Source organism: Pedobacter sp. AW31-3R, assembly GCF_052180285.1.
Lineage (GTDB): Bacteria > Bacteroidota > Bacteroidia > Sphingobacteriales > Sphingobacteriaceae > Pedobacter.
Window position 1 is genome coordinate 4863513 of sequence record NZ_CP197475.1, and the last position, 19474, is coordinate 4882986.

General features: G+C 40.4%; 13 protein-coding genes. 4 read left to right on the plus strand and 9 right to left on the minus strand.

From position 1 onward, the window contains the following. Window positions 1-9 precede the first annotated feature (9 nt). The gene (locus ACSBL2_RS20005; RefSeq protein ID WP_442588325.1) at window positions 10-1416 is read right to left on the minus strand and encodes a glycogen synthase; all 1407 of its coding nucleotides are present in this window, start codon (window positions 1414-1416) and stop codon (window positions 10-12) included. A gap of 260 nt (window positions 1417-1676) precedes the next feature. Between ACSBL2_RS20005 and ACSBL2_RS20010 the strand changes: the two genes are divergently transcribed. After that, the gene (locus ACSBL2_RS20010) at window positions 1677-2450 is read left to right on the plus strand and encodes a hypothetical protein (RefSeq protein WP_442588326.1); all 774 of its coding nucleotides are present in this window, start codon (window positions 1677-1679) and stop codon (window positions 2448-2450) included. A 44-nt stretch (window positions 2451-2494) separates the two neighbouring features. Here the strand turns inward: ACSBL2_RS20010 and ACSBL2_RS20015 are convergent, their stop codons facing one another. The 5 genes from ACSBL2_RS20015 to ACSBL2_RS20035 all read right to left on the minus strand — a co-directional run bounded on the left by ACSBL2_RS20015 (window position 2495) and on the right by ACSBL2_RS20035 (window position 11736). Further along, the gene (locus ACSBL2_RS20015) at window positions 2495-5086 is read right to left on the minus strand and encodes a BamA/TamA family outer membrane protein (RefSeq protein WP_442588327.1); all 2592 of its coding nucleotides are present in this window, start codon (window positions 5084-5086) and stop codon (window positions 2495-2497) included. A 5-nt stretch (window positions 5087-5091) separates the two neighbouring features. Then, entirely contained in the window at window positions 5092-7437 is a 2346-nt protein-coding gene (locus tag ACSBL2_RS20020) for a GAF domain-containing protein (RefSeq protein WP_442588328.1), read from the minus strand. Window positions 7438-7506: 69 nt separating this feature from the next. Next, window positions 7507-8355, minus strand: coding sequence for an SdiA-regulated domain-containing protein (locus tag ACSBL2_RS20025; protein WP_442588329.1), 849 nt, complete (start codon window positions 8353-8355; stop codon window positions 7507-7509). A 13-nt stretch (window positions 8356-8368) separates the two neighbouring features. After that, the gene (gene ppk1, locus ACSBL2_RS20030; RefSeq protein WP_442588330.1) at window positions 8369-10423 is read right to left on the minus strand and encodes a polyphosphate kinase 1; all 2055 of its coding nucleotides are present in this window, start codon (window positions 10421-10423) and stop codon (window positions 8369-8371) included. A 5-nt stretch (window positions 10424-10428) separates the two neighbouring features. Then, complete coding sequence (locus tag ACSBL2_RS20035; RefSeq protein WP_442588331.1) at window positions 10429-11736, minus strand: Pycsar system effector family protein; 1308 nt, start codon at window positions 11734-11736, stop codon at window positions 10429-10431. A gap of 205 nt (window positions 11737-11941) precedes the next feature. On the opposite strand from ACSBL2_RS20035, the gene ACSBL2_RS20040 reads away from it, so the two are divergent. Together ACSBL2_RS20040 and ACSBL2_RS20045 are read left to right on the plus strand one after the other, a co-directional pair. Continuing rightward, on the plus strand, window positions 11942-13021 hold the full coding sequence (locus ACSBL2_RS20040) for an acyltransferase family protein (protein WP_442588332.1): 1080 nt from the start codon (window positions 11942-11944) through the stop codon (window positions 13019-13021). 30 nt (window positions 13022-13051) lie between these two features. Next, window positions 13052-14119, plus strand: a complete 1068-nt coding sequence (locus tag ACSBL2_RS20045) for a lipocalin-like domain-containing protein (protein WP_442588333.1) — start codon at window positions 13052-13054, stop codon at window positions 14117-14119. On the opposite strand, the gene ACSBL2_RS20050 is transcribed toward ACSBL2_RS20045, so the two are convergent. Genes ACSBL2_RS20050 through ACSBL2_RS20060 form a run of 3 tightly spaced genes read right to left on the minus strand, consistent with a single transcriptional unit; the run spans window position 14116 to window position 18155 of the window. Continuing rightward, window positions 14116-15132, minus strand: a complete 1017-nt coding sequence (locus tag ACSBL2_RS20050) for a UbiA family prenyltransferase (RefSeq protein ID WP_442588334.1) — start codon at window positions 15130-15132, stop codon at window positions 14116-14118. The genes ACSBL2_RS20045 and ACSBL2_RS20050 overlap by 4 nt on opposite strands. Then, window positions 15116-16312 (minus strand): glycosyltransferase family 4 protein, encoded by a 1197-nt coding sequence (locus ACSBL2_RS20055; protein ID WP_442588335.1) that lies wholly within the window; start codon window positions 16310-16312, stop codon window positions 15116-15118. Before ACSBL2_RS20055 ends, ACSBL2_RS20050 begins: the two co-directional genes overlap by 17 nt. A 31-nt stretch (window positions 16313-16343) precedes the next feature. Beyond that, window positions 16344-18155: an ABC transporter ATP-binding protein gene (locus ACSBL2_RS20060; RefSeq protein ID WP_442588336.1), complete on the minus strand. Its 1812-nt coding sequence runs from the start codon at window positions 18153-18155 to the stop codon at window positions 16344-16346. 369 nt (window positions 18156-18524) lie between these two features. Between ACSBL2_RS20060 and ACSBL2_RS20065 the strand changes: the two genes are divergently transcribed. Further along, window positions 18525-19472 (plus strand): glycosyltransferase family 2 protein, encoded by a 948-nt coding sequence (locus ACSBL2_RS20065; protein ID WP_442588337.1) that lies wholly within the window; start codon window positions 18525-18527, stop codon window positions 19470-19472. Window positions 19473-19474 lie beyond the last annotated feature (2 nt).

The window sequence follows — 19474 nt, forward strand, 5'->3', positions numbered from 1 at the left end:
ATTTATAAATTACATTTGGTACAGGTCAATATACTGTTGGGCAGCCCTATCCCAGGAATGGTCCAACTGCATGATATACTTACGGATTTCTTTTATTCTTTTAACATCCTGGAAAAGCCCGTATGCTCTTCCGATTGCATGTCCCACATCACCGACACTGGTCTGGTCGTGGCATATTCCAAAACCGCCGTCACCAATATCCACGACAGTATCCTTCAGTCCTCCTATTCTCCTGACAATTGGAATAGTACCATAACGCAAAGCGTACATCTGATTCAATCCGCAAGGTTCTACCCTGGAAGGCATCAGCAAAAAGTCTGCTCCCGCATAGATCTGGTGAGATAGTTTTTCATTGTATCCAATGTAAACATTGTAATTCCCAGGAAACCAGTTCTTCAATTGTTCCAATCTTGCCTCTACCACAGGATCTCCTGACCCGAGCACCAGAATGTTTATGTTGCCATGACTGTGTGCCAAAGAATTATGAAAGATTTCCGGCAATAAATCTGCACCTTTCTCTCCTACCAGCCTGCCAATAAATGTGAATAATGGTTTTGTCGGATCCAGGTTAAAAACAGCACAAAGGTCCGCTTTGTTTGCTTTTTTTCCACTATCTGACGTTCGTATGTTGTATGGCTTGACCAGCATAGGATCTTTTGAAGTATCCCATACCTCATTATCTATTCCATTTAATATCCCTGCAGATTTGCCACGCTCACTGGCCAGCAGACTTTCCAGTCCGTTTGCCTGGTAACTGATTTCATCTAAATAACTAGGAGACACGGTGGTTACCTTCCAGGCGCATTTTATTGCTGCCGCAAGCGGATTGATCTGATGCCTCCATTCCAGTAAACCCGATTTCCATAGGTCAAAGGCTGGCAGGTAATCGAGTTTATCCCAGCCGAATTGTCCCTGATATTGTGCATTATGAATGGTAAGAACAGTCGGTATGGTACTTAAGCGCTTATACCTTTCACAATTTGCCGTCATAAAAGGAACTAAGCCCGTATGATGATCGTGGCAATGAATTACATCTGGCTGGTGCTCCCATTGATTGATCCAGTCCAGCACGGCAATCTGATAGGTAATAAAGCGCTCCGTATCATCGCCATAACCATATACATTCTCCCTGTCCATCAAACCCGGGATATGCACAAGAAAAAGATCGAAGCCCAGTTTATTGGTTTTCTCTCTTAAAATACGTACAGAATAGCCTTTCTGACCCAGATTACACCAGGAATCATATACCACCTCAAATTCATTTTCCTGCATAAACTTATTGTGGTATGCCGGCATGACAACTTTTGAAAAATGCCCGAGTCTGTTCTGATACTTGGGTAAAGCCCCAACAACATCACCCAATCCGCCGACCTTGGCTACCGGGTAACATTCTGCGCTTAGATGTATAATTTCCATATAAAAAGGATAAAGCTAAGGATGATTAAAATTTCTATTAAAATATGAGTTATAACCCGAATTACTAAACTTTGTTTCTAAATATTTGTAAATAAATTGTGTGCATATTAACCTAGCATACGAAAGATATAAGTATACACAGCGTAGCTACTACATCAAAAAACAATCATCTTCAGATTTATTAACTCAATTACCCCGCATGTAATTACATTAACAAAATTATTAATCACAAATTAATTATTGTTATGAAAAATATGAAAATGATCCGATTGCTAGTGGCCTTACCGGTCATCCTGATGGCAGTCTGCTGTAAAAAAGAAAAGTCTGTAAAGCTAACACCTGTAGAGGTAGTTGAACCCGGAGAGGAACCTGCAGAGACAAAATTGCAACCTGTACAATTGCTGAAGGGCAAAGCAAAAACAACATTCAGTTATACCGGTAACAAGCTCATAAAAATGGAGAACTCCGATGGTACCCATACCACAATCCGCTATGACGAACACCAGTTCCCTATTATGCTGGAGAATTTTACAGCTGAAATAAGAACAGGCTATTCTGATTATTCTGTTGATGCCAGCGGACAGGTGGTCCTGGTTGAAAAGTATACCTACAAAGGTTTATTACTTATGCTCTTGTACACCCATAAACTAACTTACAATACCAGTCAGCAACTCTGCAGGATACAAACCTTAAATGAATCCATGGAACTACTGAATGATAGAAGGATCACCTATGACAACGATGGGAACAGGAAGTCGGTAGTCTTTACCACACCACAACAAACGCTGGTCTATACTTATGATACCAGAAATGCGCTGTTCAAAAATATGGAGTATGCTTTCCTTCTTGAACTGGAGACAGAGAATCCTATTTTTCTTTCCTCCTCCAATAATTTAATACAGGTATCCGGAGCTACAGCTACCGGTGCTAACCTGGGGTATGACTACAACTATAATGCAAGTAACTATCCTGAACGCATCAAAGTAAAAATTGAGGGAAAAACCAGTTCAACCTATGAGGTAACCTATCAGTAATTTATCATCAGCTTCCAGCAGTTATCCCTGCGGGGAGCTGATGTTTAGAAATTGAATCCGATAGAAATATAGGGCATGGTACTTTCCCTGGAAAAACCTACTGCAGCCTGGATCAGGATGAGGTCTGCCGGTACCACATATATCCCCCCTCCGTAACCATGGTGCCAGTCATTAGACGATTGACCGGGCATCCACACCCTTCCTACGTCGTTAAATCCAAGCAGACCAAATGATCCGGGTACCACATATGAGGTGAAGTCAAATAACTTTATCCTGAAATCAAGGTTATAATAAAGGTTCGTTTTCCCAGTAAACCTGTTGGTATGGAAACCACGCAGGTTATGAACTCCACCCAGCTGCATGCGTTGATAAAAAGCAGGATCACCTATCGTAGTTCCTGCCCCCAGACGGTTGGCGATGACAAATCCTGAATTGCCGGGATTAAGGTAATACCTGAATTCAGAAGTTACCTTACCATAATTTTTATGTTCTCCATTCAGCTGGGTATTTGCAGTAAACTCGGTATTCCAGTAGATGCCCTTTTTAGGGTTACTGAGGTTATCCCTGGAATCGTATTTCAACTCTGCGACCAGGCCGGCATATATGCGGTCATTGAACACCCCTTCATCAGGGTTAGCCTGATTAAAATCGTTCAAAAACCTGTTGATATTAGCAGAACGGCTGCTGGTATAATATTCTGTAGCGACTCCTGCTCCTATAGTCCATTTATCAATATTTCTATACAACTGAAAATCCGCAGTGAGGTAATCATACCGGTTCCGGTAGTAAGACATTCCCTTAGGCTCTTCCTGTATAAATGCCGTTTCATTCCCCAGCCCATAAAAATTACTCAGGTTATTCGGGCCTAACAAATTGGCATTGATTTTAAAGTTATTTTCACCGATTACTTTCTTAAAATCACCGCTGTAATTGATAATAAACGATTTCCTTCCTGTTGAATAATCTACCCATAACTCCTGTTTTTGCGCATAAGGTCCTTTTCTGAAGCCCTGTTTTTCCAGGAGCAGGCCAGCTCCTGCCTGAATTCCCTGATCTATATTGTAGTTCAAATGAAAGAGTGGCCCAAACCTATCAAACATAAAACTTTTCTTGTCATAACTGTTGACCAGTGTGTCTGCTGACAATCTAAGTTTTGCCGAAGCCCTGGAAGGAATTTCATTTTCTTCGTCAGAACGGTCATAAATAAATGTTTTACCTCTGGCTTTGAGACGGGGATCCACCTGGAAAGAATCTTTGTCCGCCCCGCCAATCATCCGTACCACTATAGGTGATTTCTGCTCCCCTTTCAGATCAAAAACATCCTCCCCTCCCAGTCCGTACAACCTTATTTCTTTGGTCAGTTGCCGGTCAAAGGTACGGTGATAAATCTTTCTCCCATTTTCTCCATTTTTCTTGATGTTGTATATCGTGATGGAGATATTTCCATTATTTTTATGCTCAATCTCAAAATACTCTTTCTTATCTGAAGCAGATACGTCAACATTAATGGCCAGAAAGCGAAAATATTCCAATGCACTCTGTTGCAGGTTATTTCTTCTGGCAACCAGGATCCGCAGCATTTCATCTCCATTAATGGCATTGATCTCCGCCGGTATCAGCTGCATCACTTGCGCCAGTAAAGCCGGGGTGATTTTTTCCTGAACATAGCTGATTTCTTCCTTCCAGTCTTTCTCTGTCAATTCATTTAAAAAATACCTGTCGAAAAAACGCTGGTTATAATTCCACTGGTTTACTGCCCTGATTTCCCCGGTATAAGGCTGCAGGTTTGCTTTCAGCCATTGATGGGACAATATCCAGGGAAATACACCGGAGGTACTGTAAAAGACCTTATCCCTGTCCCTCGGAACCGGATGATACACCTTCTCTCCTTTTTTCTCATTTTCAACCTTCAGCCAGCGCCAATTGTCTTCATGGCGGTCCCAGTCTCCCAATATAAAATCAAGTAAACGTGCCCTCAGCACGAGTTTTTGGTCAATACGGGTATCATTATCTTCAGCTACCTTTGCTTGTGCCTTAAGACTGTTGTCGGTTTTTTCAGATTCCAGGGGGGCGCGGTTTTCAATAAGGTATACTGCATTGGCGAAATCTTTCCGGTAGGTGCCGAGGCCAGGGTCATCCCCTACATAAACAATCTCAGGAATGGCATGAGGAATGTCCAATGCATCTGCCAGCGGAGGGACAATCAGGGAAGAAAAGGGATGGTTGGTTGCAATCTGGTCCTGCACAATATCTTTGGCAATCGTTTTTCTCAGGTTTTCCGGTAAACCTCGTTCCGGATATTTCTGTACGGTTCTCAATGCCCATTCCCTGCCTGATGCATCCTGGAGGCGTAACGAGCGTGTTTGCATGCCGCCACCGAGCTGCAGTATTTTCATTCCACCATGTTCTTTCTGAAGATCAATAATCCTAAGTTTCACTGGTGTTGCCCAAAGTTTACGGTAGCTTTCACCAAAGAAAAACCGGTGGGCTTTACTTACAGAGTCATAAACAGGGGAGATTGCAATGGTAATGGAATCTGTATGCTGTTGCTGTGCGCTAACAGACAGGCAGCAACCCGTGACCAGACTGCACATTGCAACACCCTTTAATATGCTTTTTATTTTTTCGGAACTCATAGGCGTTAATTACTTTCGGTCATCGCTACCTCTACCCGCAAAGCTTTAAGCCCTTCCACTCCCTGCAATTCTTCAATTTCAAGATATTCTATGGAGTCTGTCAGTAGGTGTCCGGCCTGTAACCTTCTTATATATTTTAAATATTCCTGGGCCTCTGTACTGTTAAAATAAACGATGGCAATCTTTCCCGGTTGGGTAAGCCGTTCAACGCTGTCTTTAACATGGGCTTTATCAATTCTTTTCTTCACCATCTGATACCTGATGTTGTAGCTTCCTTCCACATCAAACCTTTGCTCGTCAATTCTGAAACTGATATCAATGAGCTTTTCATAAACGAACAGCAGCTGTGTAGTTTCCAAAGGCAGGGGCAAATGTTTTTTCAGGGACAGTGTCGTTCTTGCGATCTCTGCGATTACCTTTAACTGTCTGAACCTGAAATCCATCACAATATCTTCATTAAATTCCTCATCCGGAGAAATTGATTTACCCAGGTAAATATCAAACTCCACCCCATCGGTCCTGAATTTCTCAAAATAGCAGGGATGGATTTCCTGGATTTCTTCATTAAAAGTATCCAGGTGACGTGCAACAGCCTGATTGATCATCTTCATGCTCAATTCATAGTTATCCCTGTTCTCATAAATTTTACCCCCGGGACGGGTAAGTTCAAAGTAATGGTCCAATAGTTCTTCCACCTCAGGATGGATGGCTTTCAGCAACTGAAGATATGGAGGGAGCTGCCGCTGCAAATAATCATCTGTTTTCATGATCTCCCTGTCCGACATGGCATCAAACTTCTTGGGCTTCCAGCCTGATTTGCCCGAAGGAAAATCACTTTCCACATCAATAGGGATTCTGCTCTTCAGATTGATCAGCATCGTTTCCAGTACATCGAAATGAGCGAAAAGATCTTTTCTGATCATCAGGTTACGCTCAATACTTGAATTCCGGATGTCTACCGCACCATAAAAAGGAAAGACATCCTTGAAATACACCGGCTCAATGGGTAGATTCTTCTTCGCAGCACCAGATTTCATGTAGTTGTAGGCCGACTGATAAAAACGCCATGCAACAGAAGGTTGCAGGGCAGTAAATTTATCGGTGACCACAGCCATGATCTCATTGTTAAAATCAGTAATGATATTATTATACAATTGTGCAAGCAATGGGAAGGCAGTCTCAATCCTCCCCAGGGTATTGCCATTGAAAACAGTCATATCCTTCGTATACATTTCCAGGCAGCCTACGAGACGTGAATTGTAAAACAATGGAAATAACGCATAGGACCTGATCCCTTTATCCAGCAATAATTTCAGCATGGGATAGGTCGAATATTCTTCCATATTGATCTGGGGGAAGATCATTCGCCGCGGATTGGCAACAAAAGGAGCAATCAGCTTTTGATATTCAGCTTCCTGCATGTGATTTGCCTTCGCCTGTTGTATAATGATACTTTCAAACCCTTCATGGTTATAGATCATACTCTCCCCATTCAGTCTGATATAGGGAAGCAGACCAAAATCTACCAGATCAGTGCCGATTAATGATTTCAAGGCAGAGGTTATCGCTTTGATATCCCATTGCGACTGGCATTGATTGTGGTCAATAATGGTATTTTTAATTGCTTCCAATGCGTATTCTTCCGTGACATCAGTAAAAGTAACAATGGAAATGCCTTCTACTTCAAAATTCTCCGGGGGGAAGAGTGTTTTGAGCACTTCCGTGGTTTGATCTTCATCTTTAAAGTATTCCTTCGCGGTTTCAAGCGTAAGTTCAGGAAGAGCTACTTTACTGGTAATGTCAAGAAAACGGGTATCCACATTTAAGCGGTAATAGGTCAGTAAATTTGTCTCCCTGTTAAGAATAGACTTGACCATATAATCACTTCCAGAAATGGAAAAATCATAAAACTTCTTCATCACCAGATTATAGAAATTTTTATAAATACTTTCCTCCATTTCTGCCCTGGGAGGTAAAGAAACCCCTTCTTTTAATTTTTCGTTTTGTGCATCCATGAGGATTTCATAGAATGCATCTGTTCCGTAATAGAAGCATGGGGATATAGGTTTGGCTATCGCCCAGAACTCTTCACGTTCATCGGTTAAGATGGGTGATAACGCAGTATGTATCAATTCAAACAGATGGTGATAATTGACGATATCCTTTTCTTTTATAGGATGGGCGAGCTCAGGGTAAACCTCAAACTGGTGCAGCAGGTATTTATAAAAGTTTACCTTTGCTGTTTTCTCCTTCTTGATCCGTTCTTTTATAATCGCTATAAACGGCTTTAAAGAAAATTGAATATGGGCATCCAGTACCTGGACTTCATTGCCGCATATGTTTTTAATCAAATCTATAGTTATCGCCTGCATAGGATATTATATCTGATCGCTTCTTAAAACCTATTCCAGGTTTTGTGTTTACGACTTAAGTTTGAATTTCAAAATATTACCGGCAGTAATTTCATCCCCTTCATTGGAAATATAAAGGTTCATCTGTTCATCAAATGCCAATCCTTCCGGCTGGTTAAAGATAGAAGAATTTAAACGATGTACACTTTTAACTTTCCAGTCCGGTGTCGCCACAATAAGTACTTTATTTACCGAAGAAAGGATATACCATTCGCCCGTATGCGGATCCCTTGTTAAAGCAGAGGCTTTCAGTCCACTCTTCAGGATCAGTTCCTGCTCAATCAGTGCCGACAGGTCCATCGAAAAACTTCCTGATGAAATTAACTTTTTTTCTGCAGGATCGTAGGTAAAGATAGATCCAGACATCATTCCAGCCTTTTTGTCGCTTTTGCAGTTCTTGCACAGGATATAGAGCTGATTGGTCTGCGGATCTGCATAAAGGCTTTCATACTCACCTGGAGGAAGGATTTTCTTCCATTCTTTTACATCTTTCAGTTCTTCTTTTGTCGATTCAAGAAAGGGGAATTCATACAATGAACCATTACTTTTAAGTATAAATACGGTCTCATTCAAGATGGCCACATCTTCATAATCCCCTTTTTTTCCAAAAGTAACGTGCTTTTGTTTTTTATTTTTCCATGCCTGACGGTAAAAACGTCCGTCTTCATCCTGAATAGAGTAAATGGTATCACTTTTTGAGTGGTAGAAGGCAATGCCGGAGATTTCCAGCAGACTTTCCGGCATATTAAATTTCTCAGGATGATTAAGGTCATATCCTTTGGGACTGGTAAACCTATTCCCTTCAGGTTTACAGCCATAACTGCTGATCACCAGAAGAACAGCAAAAAAACATATCATATAGTTATAAAACCTATTCATGAGGAGTCAATTTGATTTTAAGCGAATTGTATTTTAAGAAGTCGTATATCGTTTCCTGGGAACGCAGGGGATCAGCGGGGGTCAGATAATTATTCTGCAATTCTTCATTCAGTTCGACGGCCTGCTGGGTATCCCGGAATTGTATGTCCATAATCTCCATCAACTGCCCTTTAAGCTCTGCATCATACACAGGAAAGCAGACTTCAATTCTTCCATAAATATTCCTGTTCATCCAATCGGCCGAACCCATAAAAACCTCCTTGTTCCCCTGGTTATGGAAGATAAATATACGTCCGTGTTCCAGGTAACGATCCACAATACGTCTGATGGCAATGTTTTCACTCTGCCCTGCAACACCAGGGACCAGGCAGCATACACTCCGTACCAGCAGCTCTACTTTCACACCTGCGGACGATGCTTCATATAATTTAGAGATCAGTACTTTCTCTTCCAGGTTGTTCAGTTTGATGCGTATGCCTGCAGTTAATCCCTGCTGTGCATGAAGGATTTCACGGTCTATTAGCTCCAGGAATTTCTGCTGGAGGTTGAACTGTGCGACCAGCAGGTGCCGGAAATTAATCGCATCTTCTTCCAGTGGTTTTTTCTTCTTTTTACTCAGGAAGTCGAACAACAATTTCAGCTCATTCAGCATGGGCTGATGTGCAGTGAGCAAAATATGGTCTGTATAGAACCTGGCAGTCGATTCATTCAGGTTTCCTGTAGCAAGAAGGCCAAGGTAATGGCTTTCATTTCTTACGGTCCTTTGCACCAGGGCTACTTTGGCGTGTACCTTCAGGTCTGTTTTACTGTAGATAATTTTTACCCCCTCCGCTTTCATCCGCGAAGCCCATTTGATATTATTCGCCTCATCGAACCTTGCCTTCAGCTCTACCATCACCACCACCCTCTTTCCGTTTCTTGCCGCCGTCATGAGGGCATTAACGATCCTGGAATTGTTCGCCACCCGGTACAGGGTCACATAGATCGCCTCTACAAAGTTGTCATTTGCCGCCTCATTAAAGAAACGGAGTATAGCGTCATACTTTTGGTAGGGAACGTGGACCATAATGTCCTTCTTAAAGATCTGGCTGAATAATGTTTCCTGCCTGCCAATGGGATGGCCTTCCAGTGATGGCCATTTCGGATAGGACAGTGCAGTGTCCTGAACAGGGAAGCTGCCCAGGTCTTTCAGGTTATGGTAAAACCCGCCTTCCACAACAGAGGCTTTAGACAAGTTAAGGGTATAAATAATCCGGTACAGGTGTCTGAGTGGGATACCTGGCTGACAAAGAAAACGGGTAGCATAGCCAAGGTCTCTTTTCCTGAGTTCTTCCTCCAGTGCGGCGGTAATATCTTCATCAATTTCATCTTTTATATTCAATTCCGCATTCCTGGTAATTTTGATATTAAATACCCCGGTGATCTGCTCATCTGGAAAAAGATAGGCCAGGTTATGTTTAATGATATCATCCAGAAAAACCACGATCTTTTTCTCCTCCGAATGGATAACATAGAGACGCGGCAAGATATCCGACGGAATGGTAATCAGTTCAAGCCGCTCCCCACCAGCAGCATCTGTAAGAATCACTGCCTGATACAATTTGTTGTTCTCCGCAAAGAAAACATCATTTTCCTGGTCTACAGAGAAAAGATGAATATAAGCGAGTACCTCATTAAAAAAAAGGTTACTGATATCATTTGCCACACTTTCCGGAATGTCATGGTTATACAACCAATGGATATTTTCCTTTTCCAGTGCCGGCAGGATACCATTTGCCAGGATATGCCCGAATCTTTTCTGCTGCTGATCGATCAGAAACTTTGCCTTAAAATAAGGATTCTCCAGTCCGCTGCGGTCATCAAAATTATCAATGGCCATCAATACCGGCATACGCACCCTGTAAAACTCATCGAGGTTGGAGGAATAGATGGAAAGGAAATGAATACGTTCCAGCAAGGGTACAGCAGGATTCTCGGCTTCCATTAAAACCCGTTCATTGAAGCTTAACCAGCTTAGATCCCGGTTGAAGTATGAATATTCTTCCATAAAAGTTAAAGCGCAACTACCGCTGCAGCAATGACAAAAGCCAGTACTGAAGCGACGATTCCAAACATGAATACATTGTAAGCGGCCCTCAGCAACAGGTATTTGCGTCCGAGTACCACTCCCTGAAAATACAAATCCTTCACCAGGCTGCCGTAAAGGAAATCCCTGTCTTCCATGACCAGATTCATTCCTGCAGCATAGTCCTGCAGACTCATTTTATAAAAATTACCAAAAAATAATAAGTTTACTTTTTTCTCTGCAATATCTTCAGCAGTAAATGTTCCCGGAGGAACAGATGGCCTGGTGGCAAGAATGGAGAATACCATGGTCACCACACAAATAATCAGTAGGATAAGCGTAGGAATGATTAAATGAGGGTTATCTTCCAGCTTGCGCAACAGTACACTCAATATCACTGAAAGGATAATGGAATTGGTAGAGATCATGATATGTGCCTTATTATCGGCCATATCACTCAAACGCTGGTGATTTCCAGAGGTTGTCCTGAACATCGTTTCAATACCGCGCTCCGGACGGTCACTTTTCTTCTTTTTTGGTTGCACAACTTCTTCTTCAGTTTTTGACACTTCCTGTTGGTGGTTTTTATGTTCCTTATTGTGTTTATCTTCCTTTTGATGATGCTCTCCGTGTTCATTCTGGTGTATACCTCCCTGAACAATGGAATGCCGGGCCGATGGATGATCATCCCTATGTTCTTCTTTTGCAGCTTTCTCCTTTAGTCCGGCGAGATTCCTTTGTTTTCCTTCAGCCAGTAATTCCTGACAGTATTCCGTGTGGTAATGGTGGTTTTCAAGCAAGGCGATCGTTTTAATCCGCCATTCTTTTTTATCCAGTTCCCTGCCCAGACAAGCCTCGGCTTCTTTACGGACCAGTTTATTAAATTCCTTGAAATTTTCGCCTCCGAGATGGAAAAGATCCGCATCACAAACAATCTGTTCCAATAGGCCCACAGGATGCTGGGGCATTTTCGTCGCCAGGATACAATTAACCACTGACTCCACAATTGCTGGCTCTACTCCTTTTGCCGTCAGGAACTCTTTCGCCGATTCAGCTCCCGTTGCTTCATGCTCTTTAAAGCCTTTTAAGTAACCGGTGTCGTGAAACCATGCAGCAGCATTGACAATAAAGAAATCCCTGTCAGATAGCTTGTAATGATTGCTTATTTTCACTGCTGCCTGAACCACATGCTCGGTATGCAATAAATTGTGATATAATAATCTGCTGTCATTTTCACTATGGAATGAAATGGAAACATGAGCCCTAACCTGATCTAACACTTCAAGATAATTCATAGGATAAATATGGTGGTTTTAATTCTTATTTTTTAATGTTCTCCCAAAGAAACCAATCTGAATATATATATTTGATTATACACAGGACGGCAATGGCAGGAACCTTTGGTAAGCAAATATAACATCTCCTAAATGTATGAATTGACGAATAAACAGATTTAAACTTCCTGCAGTGCCCGCATTCCTCATATAATATATTATCCACATGCCCCAAATTACGCCCAGCCAATCAAAAAGATCTGGTACACTCGACTTATTAAGATTTTTCGCCGTATTGTGTGTATTTTTTGCCCACTATACAGATACTTTCAATTATCTCTACCAGATTGTTCCTTCCAATCAGAAATGGAACGTCATTTCCCGTTATGGGAGCCTCGCACTCATGATTTTTTTTATGGTCAGTGGCTATGTTGTGACAATGACCTCCATGAATAGAAATATCAAAGAATTCACTATTGCGCGGCTGTCCAGGATATATCCCCTCTTCTGGATAAGTTGCCTGGTTGCCTTTGTCCTTCCCAGGATCGTCAACCATAGCTTTCTTAGCCTTGCCCCCGTTGGAACCTTTCTTGCGAATTTAACCATGGTGCCTACACTCTTGGGCTATCCCTTGATTAACCCGGTATTTCATACCCTGGTCGTAGAGATTATATTTTATTTGTTTGTCGCTTTCATTATTGTATTTAAATTATGGAACAGAATATTACTCATCTTAACACTTATCCTCGCCTATTGTGTGGTCAATTCATTTAAAAATGAAATATCCCCGCAGATTAACCTGCTTCCGGTTATGGCAGGGATATTATTCTATTTTATCAATATCAATTACGCGAAAAAATGGAAATTGTATTCCTTGTTGATCATAAACTTATTTTGCATGCTGATGTTTGTAGGGCCCATTACCCGTACCTTAAACATGTCTTATACAGAACCCGATACACTGAATATCTGGGTAGTGGTCATCATGACCATCCTCATTTACGTCTTATTTTTAATGATTGCACTGAAAAAAATACATATTAATAGTCGCCCGCTAATTGTCACCTTAAGTGAAATTGCCTATGCCTTTTACCTTTTCCATATTTATTTCCTGGTGATCTATTATTATTTCAGAAACACCATTCAGGGGGAAATATTGTTATTACTCCTCCTTACAGCTGTATTGATCAGTTCCTATTTTATCAATAGATTTATAGAGAAACCATTATCCACTTTTGTAAGTAAACTATTATATCAACTCACTGACTTTGCGGGTAAAAAAAAGAAAGACGTTCCCGCCCCTTAAATTATTCATTGCCATAAGAATTCATCCGTCATGAAACAAAAAGCATGTTTAGCAAAAAGTGAAAAAGATTATAACCATTTAAATTTAAAACCGGGTAAACCGGCCATATGGGAAGATGGTATGCGAACCGATGGTGGCAAAGGAAGCTTTGAATGGTGGTACTTCGATGCCCATCTGGCAGATGGCTCTAAGATCGTCATTATTTTTTATACCAAACCAATGACCGACCTGAATAAACCCCTGGCAGCTTATGCTACATTTAATGTGGATTACAAAGATGGCTCAAAATTAGAGCGCTACTTACCCTCCCAGGTTTTCAGTGCAGCAAGAGAACAATGTGATGTGAAAATTGGGGATTGCAGGTTCAAAGGTGATTTGAAGAACTATTCCATTCAGATGGAAGGTTATGACAACTTCCATTGTGAAGTAGAATTTACTGCAGAAACTGAAAGCTGGCGACCGGAAACAGGTTATATTCATTTTGGCGATAAGGGAAATTATTTTGCGTGGCTTGTGGCAGTACCAAAAGGAAAGGTAAAAATAAAATATACGATAGGCGAACTTACTGCAGATACTACAGGAACCTGTTACCATGACCATAACTGGGGAAATACCCGTCTGCATAAGATCATAGACCATTGGTACTGGTCCAGATCTGAATTTGGCCCTTATACCATTATTGCCAGTCAGATTATCCCTGATAAACGCTATGGTATTTCCCCGGTAAATTTAATCTATGTCATGAAAGATGGAATAAAAATAACGGATGATGCATCCTATGTTGAATTGTTCAGGAGTTGGCCCGACAGAGAGGGATTAGGCAACAAACCGGTGAGTAACGAGCTCATCTTCCGCTATGATGATGGCAATAAGATATTTGAATTACATCTCAAAAAAAAGCGGAGTATCATTGAAACCTATCTCATACAGCAAGAGCCGCAGCGAAAACTCGCTAAATTGTTCCTGGATTTTAATGGTGCTTATTTCAGGCTTACAGGTGAAGGAAAGCTAAATGTTTTTATAAATGACGAGTTACCGCAATGTTACAGAAATGAACATGCGATCTGGGAATTGATGTATTTTGGAAATCCTTCTTAACGCCTTAACTTCACCAGAATATCTCTGAAAATATAAAAAATATCCTGCCCTGTGACCAGCAGCATCTTATAGAATAAAAGCAGGTGAACAAGCAGCATACACCAGCCATAAGGTTGAGTCATCGCTCCATAAATCAATATCGATAAAGGGAAAAATACAGTATAGTAATCCAGCATCAATATTTGGTAGTAAGAATTTTGGGGGGTAATAACGGTGATGATTTTGGATTTAAAAAATACTTTCCTGCAGAATATAAAAAGGAGATATAATGCGAAAGCAACTACCGGAATACTCAGCTCCAGCATGAAAAGAACAGTAGCCAGTGCTCCTAATTCCACAAGGGTAATCAATATTGCCTTCAAACCAAAAGAAGCCGGATTAACCTTGCTTGCGAAAGTATTTATGCCCGATCTCCGGTCATTATCCCTGTCGAGAAACTGATGCCATAGGATACTCCGTATGCCATACAGGTAAGATAGAAGGCCAGTGGCACACAGCCATACAGGATGTATAGCCTCACCTGAATATTGAAAGACAATGGAAACGGTAAACAGTGTGGGAAACAGATGTTCTGCTGCTGCACAGGAAAGCACCCCCCAGATACCTCTTTTTTTCAATCTGAATGGCGGAAAGGAATACATGCTGATTGCCACAGCAATTAGCAGATAAAAAATAACTGAATAGCTATCCGGATAAATGAAAAATGCAGCCAGACAAACTAATCCAGATGCAGCAAGTAACAAAACAATACGCATGAAAGGCGAGATCTTCAGCATGACATTTGATTTCCCGCAGGCAAGATCTATTTCCATATCGGTGTAATCATTTATGATACTTGCATAAATAGCAACGGCAACGATACTGAAGAAAATAATCAGGTACCCTGGATAGATCAGCTCAAATAACGGATAATCCACCAACAAGGCTGTAGCATAACCCATAGAAAAAATCTGGGTAATCTTATGGTCCCACCATTCATGGGACCTTGTTAATTTCTTAATGTTTACGTCCATTATTCATTTGATGAAGTAAATGTTCAACAAAATCCTTCTCAGGTGATTGAGGTACACGCAATGAAACCTGTTTTGCTGCTTCTTTCCCCATATCTTCCCATTCCTCAAGTTTACCCCAGGCACGTTCCATTGCTTCTCCAAATGCTTCCTCATTGGCATAACCACTAAACCCGGTGATGTTCTCGTCCAACAGCTCAGTATTTCCACCTGCATTTGAAATAATGACAATCCTGCCTGCCGCCATTGCCTCCACCATTGACAAGGGTAAACCTTCGCTTCTGGAAGGTAGAACCAATGCATGGTAATCTTTCCAAAGGGCATCCATATCCTGAATATGTCCGGAAAAGGAAATACTGTTTACCCCAAGTAAAGCTGCCATCTCTTTCAGGGCCGCTTCATCAACACCAGAACCAACAAAAGTGACAGACACCGGTCTACCCCTCCATTTTTCAGTATTTAAAATCCTGATCAGGATATCCTGTCCTTTATCAAGCAGGAACAGACGACCTACACAAGCCAGTTTTATTCCTTCTTTTGTATCAGGATAAGGCTGGACTTTTCCAATTTTCTGTGGGTTGAAGATGACATGGCTATTGGCAAGCCGTTTTCCAAATTGTTCTTCAGTTAAGATGAGATTATGTTTGGAAACGAAATAAGTAGCTTTTGCTTCATCAAGAATTTTGGTCATCATCGGACGGTCATGTGGTCCCGGCCAATAAAAGTCGACTGCTTTTTGCGAAATTATCACATAGGGAATATTCAGAAAATTGCAGGCATAGGCATACCCCAGTCCATCGAAATTTATTCCCTGCGAAATAATGGCAAACTTTGGTTTACTTAGCGCTAATAATTTGATCAAATGATCAATCCAGGGGTTTGTATAAAAAGTGAATATACTTTCCCTGCCAAGGATATTTTCAAACTTACGGAAAAGCTTTTTGAAGTTACGTATGACAAATGGTTTGTTATCTTCAAGTTCCTGAAGTTCAACTCCCATACCTGTCAATTTCACAAATTCACGGTGTTCCTTATTGATCATCCCTTTGTAAACGGTCACGCTATACCCATCTGCTAATAAAAAAGGAACGCTTTTACCCCAGAGTTCTTCACTCCCTCCCCAGCTTTCGCTACAGGAAGATATAACCGCTACATTCCCTTTTGATACCTCTTGTAAACTCATTGATACAATTTATTTTTAGTTAATCCTGTATTTATTCCGCATCACCTTTATTGAATAATCTTGAATAATCACCCTCCATTTCCAGCAGTTCTTTATCTGTACCTTCCTGGGAAATCCTGCCATTAGATAGCACATAAATGTAATCAGCATGTTTTACTGCTGAATGCCTGTGACTAATCACTAAAGCCGCACGGTTCCCAATATGCTGCCTAAATGAATCAAAAAGTTCTTTTTCAGCAATAGCATCCAGCGCAGAAGTAGCTTCATCAAGAATAAGAAATCTGGAAGTACTGTAAAGTGCCCTTGCGGTTGCCAGCTTCTGCCACTGACCAATACTAATTTCTCTTCCTTCCTGGAACACCTTGCCCATCATGGTATCATATTGATGATCAAAACCTTTGATGTATTCATGTGCACCTGAATGTTTGGCCGCTACAACAATATCATCCAACTGATGGACCGCTCGGTTAATATCACCAAATCGGATATTATCAGCAGCTGAAAAATTATACCTGCAAAAATCCTGAAAAACAACACTGATATCCTTCCTGTATTCACTGTTCTTAAATCTCCTGATATCCTGTCCTCCTAAGGTTAAAACTCCTGATGTAGGATCATATAAACGACAAAGTAATTTTATAAGCGTAGTTTTACCAGCTCCATTAAGTCCTACGACAGCAATAATTTTACCGGAAGGAATTTTCAAATTGATATCTGTAAGGGTAGGTTTGTCCGCTTTAGGATAGCTGAAATGGACATGATTAAGTTCAAGATCTACTTTCTCAGTTGTTGGAACAGGCTCCATATCCACTTCATCATGGATAGCGGCTTTCAAATCAAACAATTCAAAAATACTTGTCACAAAAGCATTATTCTGATAAACAGTAGAAATCCCAGAAGCTATATTCTGTAGAATGGTAAATGTTTGCGGAAAAATAACCAGAAACAAAGTCATATCCCCTAATGTTGCATATCCTTTTGCAGCCCTGAGCATGATATATCCCATACAAATAAAAAAACCAAGATTAGAGAGCGCACTGGTTCCAGCTTCCCATATCGTCCTCCCATAACTGATTTTTAACCTTTCTGCCAGCAGTTCCATCCTGATCTGGAAATACTGCAGTTTAAAAAAACTGCCCAGGTTATAACTCCTAACTTCTTTTGCAGTGGCATCTGAAGTGATGAGTGTACTCAAGTAAAAAGTTTTTCTTTCTTTTGGTGTATGTACCAGACGCAATTTATTTTGTTTATTGGCAAAGAAAATCCGGACCATTAATGTCGGCAATACACATAAGGCAAGCATCGGTAATAAAAACCAGTTTATAGTGACCAGTATAGATGCTACCCCAGCCAGACTAAGGATATTTTTTAAAATCTCAAGCAAGGATATGATCAGCTGATTCGGACGATAGGACCCTGCATCCTTAGCCCTTTTCAACACATCAAAATATTCAGGGCTCTCATAAAATGAAAGGTCCAATTTCACTGCTATTTCGTGGATATTATCGTCAATTTTTTCAGAAACCTTTGCTGCCTGTGTCTCTGCTGCATAGCTGGAAAACGACCTGATGATATTATAGAGAATACCAACAATAGCGGCAAAGGCAATATATTTGATTACCAGTCCCTCGTTCAGCAGATTTCCAGTTCCTGTTTTTGCGACCAGATCAACAATCAATTTTAATGAATACAAGCTAGCCAGCATAAAAATAGTCTCGATTAAAATCATTACAATAACCAGCGTTGTCCATCCACTTGCTATAGACCAAACCAGCTTTACTGTTCTGCCAATGTTTAAATTCGTTTTGACTTTGTTTAGCTTATAAGAGATAGATGCTTTCATTAACAGGATTATAATCTAGGTTATTCACACTAAATAAAGCAATAAATACGGAGGAAAACAAAGATTCAGTTTACATAAAAAAAAGACTTGTACAGGTGAAAAACAGATATTTCGACAAAAGAAACAAAAACAAATCTAATTTATCTTAAAAAAGATTCATAATTACTCAAAAGAACTATAATTCACCTGTGTAAAATGCTTATTTTTAGAAATTTAAACCTTACCATAATTTTAGAAAAAACCAAAACAATCACCAAATTGCAAAAAAAACAATTTGAATTATTTAATTTCAAAACCTAAGAAAATAATTTATCTTAGTTCGAATGTTGGTTCAAATTGATAATTATTAACTACTTGTAAACAAAATTGATGAAAGTTAAAGACTTAATCACAATAATAATTCCAACTTTTAATAGGGAGGTGAAGCTTAAGGATGCCATCGAGAGTGCGCTGAATCAGACCTATAAAAATATTCAATTAATAGTTATTGATGATGGGTCTACTGATAACACCGCAGCTCTGGTGAGCCGATATCCTGATATAGAATATTATTACAAACCTAACGGTGGTCAGGCATCGGCAAGAAATTACGGATTGAAGCATGCTAAGGGTAGATATATTGCTTCTTTGGATTCTGATGATATATGGAATCCAGATTTTTTAACCGAATGTGTAACCAAACTGGAAGCCGACGACCTTGACTTTGTTTTTGCAAACTGGACCCAGGAAGTTAAGAATGGAGATCCCTGGGATTTCCTAAGAAATGATCCATTTCTTAAACCTTATTTCCATAAAGAAAAAAATGGATGGATAGATCTCAATCCTGAAGAAGTAAGAGATCTTTATCTTCGGTCATGCACCTCCCCTTCATCCTCTGTAGTCCTGCGTAAATCATCTATTATCTCAGGATGGGATGAGTCCATTAATATTGGCGATGACTGGTCTATGTATCTTGAAATGATCCTTTCTAAAAAATGTTTAGTTTCCTTTACCCTGAATAAATTATGGCGTAAAAGAATCGATGAGATCAATGTCTATGATGGTAGAAAGTGGAATGAGATATTAGAGTTTCTTTACATTGAAGATACCAAAAGAAATATGCTGAAATTTCATGATAAACTGACGAAAAAAGAATTGGATATCCTTCAGAAAAAATACATGGCCAGCTTGGTTGAACTATCCAAACATAAGCTGATCCGTGAATTTGATTTTTTTGGGTCAGTTGACCTGCTTTACAAGTCTTTTGCCGTCAATATCCTTTATTCTTTAAAAATGATTCCTTCTGTATTCATATCAGGGCTCAAAAGAAGATTGTAACA